Genomic DNA, 10,085 nt, shown 5'->3' with positions numbered 1-10,085 from the left:
TGCGCTAACCAGCAATGGAGGCAGCCGACCACGGTAGCGTCAGCGACTGGGGTGAAGTCGTAACAAGGTAGCCGTAGAGGAACCTGCGGCTGAATCACCTCCTTTCTAAGGATAGACCTCCAGGGCTCACGTCCTATTGGTCTGTTCACAGACACCACACAGGTAGCGGGGTGTCGCCGTCTTCGTTTCTCTTTCCGCATGACATCGCAGCCGCGACAAAAGGCTGCGGTGCGATCGCTTGTCCCGGCGTGGCCGGGACGCGCCGCTTCAAGGGCCTGTAGCTCAGCCGGTTAGAGCACACGCCTGATAAGCGTGAGGTCGGCAGTTCGAGTCTGCCTGGGCCCACCACCTTCTTCCGTGGATCCTTGGGCGGACAGGTCGAACGACAGCGCCCTCCGGGTGGTTTCTCTCCGGGGCCATAGCTCAGTTGGTAGAGCGCGTGCTTTGCAAGCATGAGGTCGTCGGTTCGATCCCGTCTGGCTCCACCAGAAGAGAGAAGACAGCGCCAAGCGATCGCGGGAGCAAGGTTTCCAGGATGGATACCCGTCCTGGCGAATGACATCGTGAATTGAAGGGTTTGTCCGGCCCCCCTGGGCTTGGAGGACTGACCTGAGAAGACATCATTGTCTGCAAAGACAAATCAAAGCGCATGTGTGGGCGCTGTTCGGCGCTTCGTACCGCCGGACGGCAAACCGTCCCCACGCATGAGTTTTGCTGAGAACGATCAAGCGCATAAGGGCTTCTGACGGATGCCTTGGCGTCGAGAGGCGATGAAAGACGTGGCACGCTGCGATAAGCTCCGGGGAGGCGCGAGCACCCTTTGATCCGGAGATTTCTGAATGGGGAAACCCACCTTTACGGTTTGCGAACTTGATTTCCAGCTCCGGCTGGAAGTGCGGTTCGTAGATCGTTCAAAGGTATAATGGCCTGAATAAAATAGGGTCATTAAGCAAACCCGGGGAACTGAAACATCTCAGTACCCGGAGGAAAGGACATCAACCGAGACTCCCGTAGTAGTGGCGAGCGAACCGGGACCAGGCCAGTGCTGTCATGAAATAAAGCCGAACAATCTGGAAAGGTTGGCCATAGTGGGTGATAGCCCCGTAGGCGTCAAATAGTGACAGACTCGAGTAGGGCGGGACACGTGAAATCCTGTCTGAACATGGGGGGACCATCCTCCAAGCCTAAGTACTCCTCGACGACCGATAGTGAACAAGTACCGTGAGGGAAAGGTGAAAAGCACCCCGACAAGGGGAGTGAAACAGAACCTGAAATCGGAAGCCTACAAGCAGTCGGAGCCACCTCGCGTGGTGACGGCGTACCTTTTGTATAATGGGTCAGCGACTTCATGTGCCGTGCAAGCTTAAGCCGATAGGTGTAGGCGCAGCGAAAGCGAGTCTGAATAGGGCGAATAAGTACGTCGCATGACGACCCGAAACCAGGTGATCTATCCATGAGCAGGTTGAAGGCTGGGTAACACCAGCTGGAGGACCGAACCCGTGAATGTTGAAAAATTCTGGGATGACTTGTGGATAGGGGTGAAAGGCCAATCAAACCTGGACATAGCTGGTTCTCCGCGAAAACTATTTAGGTAGTGCGTCAGACGAATTCCTTGGGGGGTAGAGCACTGGATGGATGCGGGGGTCGCGAGATCTACCAATTCTAACCAAACTCCGAATACCCAAGAGAACTATCTGGCAGACACACGGCGGGTGCTAACGTCCGTCGTGAAAAGGGAAACAACCCTAACCATCATCTAAGGCCCCCAAGTAACGGCTAAGTGGGAAACGATGTGGGATTGCTTTGACAACCAGGATGTTGGCTTAGAAGCAGCCATCATTTAAAGAAAGCGTAACAGCTCACTGGTCAAGCGATCCTGCGCGGAAAATGTAACGGGGCTCAAGCCGTTCGCCGAAGGTATGGGTGTGCGCAAGCACGCGGTAGCGGAGCGTTCCGTAAGCCTGTGAAGGTCAGCCGTGAGGCTGGCTGGAGGTATCGGAAGTGAGAATGCTGACATGAGTAGCGACAAAGAGTGTGAGAGACACTCTCGCCGAAAGTCCAAGGGTTCCTGCGTAAAGCTAATCTGCGCAGGGTTAGCCGGCCCCTAAGGCGAGGCCGAAAGGCGTAGTCGATGGGAACCAGGTGAATATTCCTGGGCCAGTTGGAAGTGACGAATGCCGTAAATTGTCCGGGCTTATTGGATTGTCCTGGCAGTGAAGGCGTTCCTGGAAATAACTCCAACAGAGACCGTACCCGAAACCGACACAGGTGGACTGGTAGAGCATACCAAGGCGCTTGAGAGAACTATGCTGAAGGAACTCGGCAAATTGCACGCGTAACTTCGGGATAAGCGTGACTCTCCTCTGGGCAACCAGTTGAGAGTGGCACAGGCCAGGGGGTAGCGACTGTTTATCAAAAACACAGGGCTCTGCGAAGCCGTAAGGCGACGTATAGGGTCTGACGCCTGCCCGGTGCCGGAAGGTTAAAAGGAGGGGTGCAAGCTCCGAATTGAAGCCCCGGTAAACGGCGGCCGTAACTATAACGGTCCTAAGGTAGCGAAATTCCTTGTCGGGTAAGTTCCGACCTGCACGAATGGCGTAACGACTTCCCCACTGTCTCCAGTGTAGGCTCAGCGAAATTGAATTCCCCGTGAAGATGCGGGGTTCCCGCGGTCAGACGGAAAGACCCTATGAACCTTTACTACAGCTTCGCCTTGGCGTTAGCTGCAACATGTGTAGGATAGGTGGGAGGCTATGAATCCGGGGCGCCAGCTCCGGTGGAGCCATCCTTGAAATACCACCCTTGTTGTTGTTGACGTCTAACCAGGGCCCGTTATCCGGGTTTGGGACATGGCGTGGCGGGTAGTTTGACTGGGGCGGTCGCCTCCCAAAGTGTAACGGAGGCGCGCGATGGTGGGCTCAGAGCGGTCGGAAATCGCTCGTCGAGTGCAATGGCATAAGCCCGCCTGACTGAGAGACTGACAAGTCGATCAGAGACGAAAGTCGGCCATAGTGATCCGGTGGTTCTGCATGGAAGGGCCATCGCTCAACGAATAAAAGGTACTCTAGGGATAACAGGCTGATTTTGCCCAAGCGTCCACAGCGACGGCAAAGTTTGGCACCTCGATGTCGGCTCATCACATCCTGGGGCTGGAGCAGGTCCCAAGGGTTCGGATGTTCGCCGATTAAAGTGGTACGTGAGCTGGGTTCAGAACGTCGTGAGACAGTTTGGTCCCTATCTGCCGTGGGTGTACGAAGCTTGAGAGGATCTGTCCCTAGTACGAGAGGACCGGGATGGACACACCTCTGGTGGACCTGTCGTGGCGCCAGCCGCGCAGCAGGGTAGCTAAGTGTGGACTAGATAACCGCTGAAAGCATCTAAGCGGGAAACTAACCTCAAAACAAGGCTTCGCCGAGAGTCGTGGTAGACCACCACGTTGATAGGCCGGGTGTGGAAGTGCGGCGACGCATGGAGCTTACCGGTACTAATCGCTCGATCGGCTTGATCGTTCTTAGTTGAACTCATGATTTGCTTTGATGGCCGTGGTTTCGGTCTGATGTCTTCTCTTCATCCGTTTCGTTGACCTGGTGGTTATGCCGAGAGGTCCCCACCCGATCCCATTCCGAACTCGGTCGTTAAGCCTCTCTGGGCCGATGGTACTTCGTCTTAAGGCGCGGGAGAGTAGGTCGCCGCCAGGTCTGCCGAACGGATGAACAGTCACCCTTCATTTCCGATTTCCTCCGCTTCCAGCGGAATTCCTTGCCGCGGGGTGGAGCAGCCCGGTAGCTCGTCAGGCTCATAACCTGAAGGTCACAGGTTCAAATCCTGTCCCCGCACCCAAGTTCGCCCGCCAGGCCCCGGTCTGGCGGGCTTTCTTTTGCTCGGGGCGCCGGCGCCGGCGGTCTGGCCGGGACCGCACCACCAGGTTTTGGACACCCCTGGAGATGTTCCGGCTGCCCCTCGCCTCCGGAGACGCGCGGCCTGAAGGACAGGAGTTCGGTGTGGTCGTCCGACCGTGCGAGGTGTATGCCGCCCGCATGTGGCCCGTTGTCGATGCTCAACCGCCGCCGCCGCCGACCGAGGTCGAGGTGGTCATTGTCCGGCCGGTCAACCTTCCGCCGCGGATCGGCGACTCCGTTTACTCGCGTCTCAGGCTGGAGTCGGAGGACTTGCAGGGTTCGACCCGCGTCGACGCCGCCCTCCGGCAGGTTCCGGGGGTGAGCCTCTTTCGGCGGAACGGCTCGGAGGCCGCCAATCCCACCACCCAGGGCCTGTCGCTCCGGTCCCTCGCCCCCTCGGGCGCCGGGCGGGCCCTGGTCACGCTCGACGGGGTCCCGCTGAACGATCCGTTCGGCGGCTGGGTCATCTGGTCAGCCGTCCCCCCCGAACGCCTCGCGGCTATCGATGTCGTCCGAGGCGCGGGGGCCGGGGCCTGGGGCGCAGGCGCCCTGACAGGCGTCGTCTCCCTGACAGAACTTGAGTCCGAAGCGGGGGCCTTCCGGGGTGATGTCTCCATGGGCGACCATGACCTCGCCCGCGCGGCCTTAGTGGTCTCCGAGGGGGGACTGACGGTCTCCGCCGCGGCTGGACGCGGACCCCGGTTCACTCCCGTGCGGGGTGCAGGGCGGGGCGCGGCGGATAAGCCCCTCGACCTGACGCACTACAGCGGGTCGGCCCGTCTCCGGGATGACCTGGGGCCGGCAGCCGCCGCCCTGGGCCTGGGGTTCTGGCGCGAGGACCGGGACTCCGGTCTCGCCGGCGCCACCTCCCGGTCGGAAGGCGCCTCGTTGGCCCTCACCCTCGCCGATCTCGAGCGGGGGACGGGCTGGCGCGCCCAGATCTGGGTCCGGGCCTCAGACCTGAAGAACAGCTCCGTCAGCGTCGCAGCCGGTCGCGGGAGTACGACGCCAGCGTCGGACCAGTACGCCACTCCGGCGTCCGGCTGGGGCCTTAACGCGGCATGGCGAGTGAACGCGGGGCCCTGGTCCATGGAGGCCGGCGCAGACGCGCGTCTCTCCCAAGGCGAGGCGCATGAGCGGTTTCGCTTCCTGAACGGCGGCTTCACCCGCGGCCGGGAGAGCGGCGGCCGGACTACGGTGGCCGGGCTTTACGGCGAGGGCTCCTGGTCCAGCGAACGCGTCCTTCACTCGGCAGGGCTGCGTGTCGACCACTGGTCGCAGGACGGCGCCCTGCGGCGCGAACGAGATCTCGCCACCGGCGCAATCACCCTGGACAGCCGCGCCCCCGGCGCCTCAGGCAGACGTGCAAGCATCAGGATTGGGTCGCGGATTGAGCTTTCGGAGGCCCTCGCCCTGCGGGCCGCGGCCTACAGCGGTTTTCGACCACCGACCCTGAACGAGTTGCACAGGCCGTTCCGGGTGGGCAACGACATCACCGAGGCGAACCCCGCTCTGCGGCCGGAAAGCTTGGCCGGGGTGGACCTGGGTCTGGAAGGTTTGGCCGGGGGCTGGACGTGGAGCGCGGGCGCCTTCTTCAACCGGCTCAACGATCCCGTCACCAACGTGACCCTGGGGACTGGTCCCGCGGTCTTCCCTGTCGCGGGGTTCGTCCCGGCCGGAGGAACCCTTCGGCAAAGGCGAAATGCCGGGCGTATTGACGCCTGGGGCGTCGAGGCTGAGACGCGCGCGTCGATCAGGCAGCTCGACCTCCGAACCGCGATCGCCTGGACGGACGCACAGGTGGACGGCGGCGCCGGCGCCCCCCAACTCACTGGTCTCCGGCCCGCCCAGACAGCGAAGCTCACCGCCACCGCCGGCGCCTCCTGGCGCCCCGTCGACTTCGCCATCCTGGATGTGTCGATGCGTTACGAGGGCGAACGTTTCGACGATGACCTCAATACACGCCGGCTGAAGGCGGCCCTCAGTGTTGATGGCCGGGCCGCCTGGCGCCTGGCCGGCGGCTCCGAAATCTACCTTGCGGTGGAGAATCTGGCGAACTCGCGGGTACAGACGGCTCTTGCCGGCGACGGAGCGGTCAGCCTTGCGGCGCCTCGCGCGATCAGACTGGGTGTGAGCCTCCGACGGTGAGTCCCGGGGAAGACTTCGGCCGGGGTCGGCGCCGTGTCAGGAGAGGGCCATGAACTACAGCCATGCCTTTCACGCCGGAAACTTCGCGGACATCGTGAAGCACGCGACGCTCCTTGCGGTTCTGGCGCGGCTGCAGGCCAGAGGCGCGCCGCTGAGTGTGGTCGACACCCATGGCGGCCGCGGCCTCTATGATCTTGCCGCACCCGAGGCCAAACGCTCGGCCGAAGCGGAGAGGGGCGTTCTGCGCCTGATGGCCGAGCCGGAGGCTCCGGGTCCGATCCTGACTCTCCGGCAGGCGATACTTGAGCTGAACCCGTCGGGACACGCGCGCTTCTACCCGGGGTCGCCGCGTCTGGTGGCGGACAGGCTCGGAGCCAAGGACCGGCTGACCGTCTTCGAACTGAACCCCAGAGAGGCCGAAAAGCTCCGGTCGCACCTGGACGGTCGCCCGGCTGTGGTCGTCCGGCAGGAGGACGGATTTCAGGGAGCGACAGACCTCGCTGTCCCGGGCGGTCACTTCCTTGTCCTGATCGACCCGCCGTTCGAGCGCGCGGACGACTACGCCCGAAGCGCAGAAGCGCTCCGGCGGATCCGGACCGCCTGTCCGGGCGCCGTGGTCATCGTATGGCTTCCGCTCAAGGACCTGGAGACCTTTGATGCGTTTCTTCGGGAGGTCGAGGGACCGGAGGGGCTGCTCGTCGCCGAGGCCCGGATACGCCCTCTTCGAGATCCCTTGCACATGAACGGATGCGCGCTGGTTATGTCCCATGCGCCGGACGGCCTTGCGGCGGATGTCGAAGCGATCTGTCGATGGACTGTCGAGGTCCTTGGCCATGGCGGTGAGGCCCGTGTCTGGAGCCTGTCGTGCTGAAGAGAGGCCTCGACCTGCTGGTGTCCTCGGCGGGGCTCGCAATCCTCTGGCCCTTGCTGCTTTTGCTCGCCCTTGTCATCCGCCTCGACAGCCCAGGGCCGGCTCTTCATTGGTCCCAGCGGTTCGGCCGCGACAACCGGCTTTTCCGGATGCCCAAGTTCCGCACCATGCGGACCGACGCTCCCGATGTGGCCACCGAGGCCCTCGAGGACCCGGATCGCTGGATCACCCGCGCGGGCCGGTGGCTGCGGCGGACCAGCCTGGACGAACTTCCCCAGCTCTGGAGCATCCTGGTCGGCGACATGACCCTGGTGGGGCCCAGACCGGCCCTTCATTCCCAGCACGACCTGATCGATCTGCGCACCCGCGCCGGCGTCCATGTGCTGCGGCCGGGTCTCACAGGATGGGCGCAGATCAATGGGCGCGACGTGATCGACCTGGAGCGCAAGGTCGAGCTCGACATCGAGTACCTTCACCGACGATCTCTGGGCCTTGATCTGGCGATCCTCCTCCTCACCCTCAGGGTCGCCCTGAGTGGACGCAACGTCCGCCATTGAAGCCGGACGATTGACCGGGCGAGGCAATGTCCTGCACAACTCTCGTTGCCTGACATTCCGACCCTGGAGCCGACATGATCCGCCTCAACCGAAATTCACTGATCGCGGTCGCCGTGGTCGCCTCTCTTGGGCTTGGCGGCGCCGCCGTGGCTGCGGTCAACGCCAAGTCCGTCATCGAGACCCGCCAGAACAACTTCAAGACGATCGGCAGGTCGATGAAGGAGATCAATGACAACCTGAGGTCGAGCTCGCCGAACATGGCGGCGGTCGCCTCCAATGCGGCGGTGATCCGCGGACTCGCCCCCCGGGTCGAGAGCTGGTTCCCCAGGGGGACCGGACCTGAAGCCGGCGTCAAGACGGAGGCTCTGGCCACGATCTGGAGCGATCCCTCCGGTTTCGCGGCTGCGGCGCGCCGGCTCGAGCCTGAAGCCGCCAAGCTTGAGGCTCTTGCCCGCGCCGGTGATGTCGCCGGCGCCCGTGCGCAGGTCCGGCAGGTCGGCGCCTCCTGCGGGGGGTGCCACGACAAGTACAAGGCGGACTGATCCCTCGACGAGAAGGCGCTGGCGTCATGAACGAAACGCCCACACCCGTCTGGGATTTTCCGACGAGGCTTTTCCATTGGTCGCTGGTGATCCTTGTTCTCGTGGCCTGGATCACAGCCGGGGAGCAGATGGCCATACACCGGGCGGCGGGTTACGCGCTGGCCGGTCTTCTCGCCTTCCGCCTCTGGTGGGGCCTGGCAGGAGGTTCGACCGCCCGATTCACGGACTTTGTACGTGGTCCGTCGGCGATCCGGGCCTATCTGAGGGCCTCGCGGGAAGGGGCGGCGGAAGAAAAGGCGGGGCACAACCCTCTCGGGGCGCTCTCAGTCCTGGCGATACTGGGAATGGTCGGCCTTCAGGTTCTGCTTGGACTGTTCTCAATCGACGAGGACGGCTTTGAAGGCGGCCCGCTATCCGACCGGATTGACTTCGAACTCGCCCAGCAGGTCGCGGAGTGGCACGAGCTCTCGTTCCGCATTCTGCAAGGTCTGATCGTCCTGCACCTGGCGGCGGTCGCCTACTACGCCCTGAAGCGACGGGAAGACATCATTCGGCCCATGATTACAGGAGTCAGACGGTTTCAGGGCCCGGTCCAGGGACTGGTCCGCGCGCCCCTCTGGAAGTTCCTGGTCGGCGTCCTTATCGCGATCGCGGTGGGTTACGCGGTTTCACGGGGCTTCCGACTGGGTTAGGCGCTCGCCGCATCCCTCAGACAGGTCAGCCAGGCGTCCTCGCGGGCCTTTTCGGCCACCCGGAGTTTCTCCTCGGCCTCACGGACGGCGGCGTCATGCTTGCGCCATTCCAGGACAGCGCCTTCCCGCGCGGCGCGCGCGGCCTCAAGCGTCTCGAACCGCGCCAGGACGGCCCGGACGCTGTAGTTGACTGGAGGACCCACGGTCTCGCGGTCGGGATACACCCCGGTGATCGAGTCCCGGGTCTCGCTCTCGATCAGAAAGACGTCCGCCCATCCGGCATGATGGCGCATCAGGGCCCAGGGGCGCTCAATCCGGTTGCTCATGGTCAATCCTCTGTCACGGGGCGAAGACCGATATCTAGCGCGGTCTCTTCCCGGCTCCAACGGCGTCGAGGGCAGAATCGGCTTCCGTCCTGCTCCGGATTGGGAGAAAATCCGCCGCATTGCATCCGGCCCGCATTAGGCCCCCGTTTCTGGTTCTGCATTTCAGCGGAGTTCCCATGTCGGGCATCCTCATCGCCCAGCGCTTCTGTGGCCCCCCGTCCTCCGGCAATGGCGGATACTGCGCGGGCCTTCTGGCCAAGGGCATACCGGGGCCGGCGACGGCCGTCCTGAAGGCCCGAATCCCGCTGGATGTCCCGCTGGACCTCGAGGGTGACGCAGGTCGCCAGGTACTGACCGGCGACGGAGGTGAGATCATCGGGGAGGGCGCACCCGCCAGCGCCGCCGCCCTGCCGGAGGTCCCGACGCCGCCGACCTGGGACGCCGCCATAGCGGCTGAGGCCCGGCACATCGGAATTGGCCAGAGGTTCCATCCCATCTGTTTTTCCTGCGGCCCGGAGCGCGGAGAGGGCGACGGCCTCAGGGTCTTCGCCGGGCAGGTCGAGGGCGAGGCTGAAGGGTATCTGGCCTGCACATGGACGCCCCACGCCAACTTCGCAGACGCTGACGGCCGCATCCCGACGGAGGTGATCTGGGCGGCGCTGGACTGCCCCGGCTTCTTCGCCTGGGTGGTGCGGGAAGGTCGCCACGGCGCCCTCCTCGGGACCATGACCGGAGAGGTCCTGCGCCATCCCCATGCAGGGGAGCCTTGCATTGTCACCGCCTGGCCGCTTGAGCGTTCGGGACGCAAGGAGACCTCCGGGGTTGCGCTCTTCGCCGCCGGGGGTGAACTTCTGGCGAGAGCACACCAGGTCTGGATCGTCATGAACGCCCCGCCGCGTCCCCCGGCGGCCTGATCCGCCCCGGGAGCCCCTGAGCAGAAGGGAGGCCCGACATGAAACCCGCCGCCATGTCCGACTACCGCGAACTTGCCCGGCGTCGCCTGCCGCCCATGTTTTTCGAGTATATTGACGGCGGCGCCTACGCCGAGGA

The 10,085-nt window shown here is 63.6% G+C and carries 8 protein-coding genes, 3 tRNA genes and 3 rRNA genes; 13 read left to right on the top strand and 1 reads right to left on the bottom strand.

Annotated features, from left to right (window positions below):
- The 11 genes from INE98_RS10395 to INE98_RS10345 form a co-directional block, all read left to right on the top strand.
- Positions 1-105 (top strand): 16S ribosomal RNA (locus INE98_RS10395); the annotation flags it as partial.
- 166 nt (positions 106-271) lie between these two features.
- Positions 272-348: transfer RNA gene (locus INE98_RS10390), tRNA-Ile, on the top strand.
- 64 nt (positions 349-412) lie between these two features.
- A tRNA-Ala gene (locus INE98_RS10385) sits at positions 413-488 on the top strand.
- A gap of 234 nt (positions 489-722) precedes the next feature.
- Positions 723-3,509: ribosomal RNA gene (locus INE98_RS10380) — 23S ribosomal RNA — on the top strand.
- Positions 3,510-3,583: 74 nt separating this feature from the next.
- Positions 3,584-3,698 (top strand): 5S ribosomal RNA (gene rrf / locus INE98_RS10375).
- 65 nt (positions 3,699-3,763) lie between these two features.
- Positions 3,764-3,840: transfer RNA gene (locus INE98_RS10370), tRNA-Met, on the top strand.
- Positions 3,841-3,944: 104 nt separating this feature from the next.
- Positions 3,945-6,047 carry a TonB-dependent receptor gene (locus INE98_RS10365; RefSeq protein WP_293538749.1) on the top strand — a complete coding sequence of 701 codons (2,103 nt, stop codon included), beginning with the start codon at positions 3,945-3,947 and terminating at the stop codon, positions 6,045-6,047.
- Positions 6,048-6,096: 49 nt separating this feature from the next.
- On the top strand, positions 6,097-6,918 hold the full coding sequence (rlmJ, locus tag INE98_RS10360) for a 23S rRNA (adenine(2030)-N(6))-methyltransferase RlmJ (RefSeq protein WP_293538748.1): 822 nt from the start codon (positions 6,097-6,099) through the stop codon (positions 6,916-6,918).
- Positions 6,915-7,475 carry a sugar transferase gene (locus INE98_RS10355; RefSeq protein ID WP_293538751.1) on the top strand — a complete coding sequence of 187 codons (561 nt, stop codon included), beginning with the start codon at positions 6,915-6,917 and terminating at the stop codon, positions 7,473-7,475. Before rlmJ ends, INE98_RS10355 begins: the two co-directional genes overlap by 4 nt.
- Positions 7,476-7,549: 74 nt before the next feature.
- Positions 7,550-8,017: a cytochrome c gene (locus INE98_RS10350; protein ID WP_293538747.1), complete on the top strand. Its 468-nt coding sequence runs from the start codon at positions 7,550-7,552 to the stop codon at positions 8,015-8,017.
- A 26-nt stretch (positions 8,018-8,043) separates the two neighbouring features.
- Positions 8,044-8,709, top strand: coding sequence for a cytochrome b/b6 domain-containing protein (locus tag INE98_RS10345; protein ID WP_293538746.1), 666 nt, complete (start codon positions 8,044-8,046; stop codon positions 8,707-8,709).
- Here the strand turns inward: INE98_RS10345 and INE98_RS10340 are convergent.
- Positions 8,706-9,035, bottom strand: a complete 330-nt coding sequence (locus tag INE98_RS10340; RefSeq protein WP_293538745.1) for a hypothetical protein — start codon at positions 9,033-9,035, stop codon at positions 8,706-8,708. The two genes, INE98_RS10345 and INE98_RS10340, sit on opposite strands and share 4 nt — an antisense overlap.
- A 176-nt stretch (positions 9,036-9,211) precedes the next feature.
- Here INE98_RS10340 and INE98_RS10335 point away from each other — a divergent pair, with 176 nt between their 5' ends.
- A complete protein-coding gene (locus INE98_RS10335) occupies positions 9,212-9,949 on the top strand; it encodes a hypothetical protein (RefSeq protein ID WP_293538744.1) in 738 nt (245 codons plus the stop codon).
- Between the two features lie 38 nt (positions 9,950-9,987).
- Positions 9,988-10,085, top strand: a 98-nt coding sequence (locus INE98_RS10330) for a hypothetical protein (RefSeq protein ID WP_293538750.1), incomplete at its 3' end; no start/stop codon positions are given.

The organism is Phenylobacterium sp., assembly GCF_020253645.1.
Classification (GTDB): domain Bacteria; phylum Pseudomonadota; class Alphaproteobacteria; order Caulobacterales; family Caulobacteraceae; genus Phenylobacterium.
Note: the sequence above shows the minus strand (reverse complement) of the source record. Positions and strands in the feature narration are given on the sequence as shown.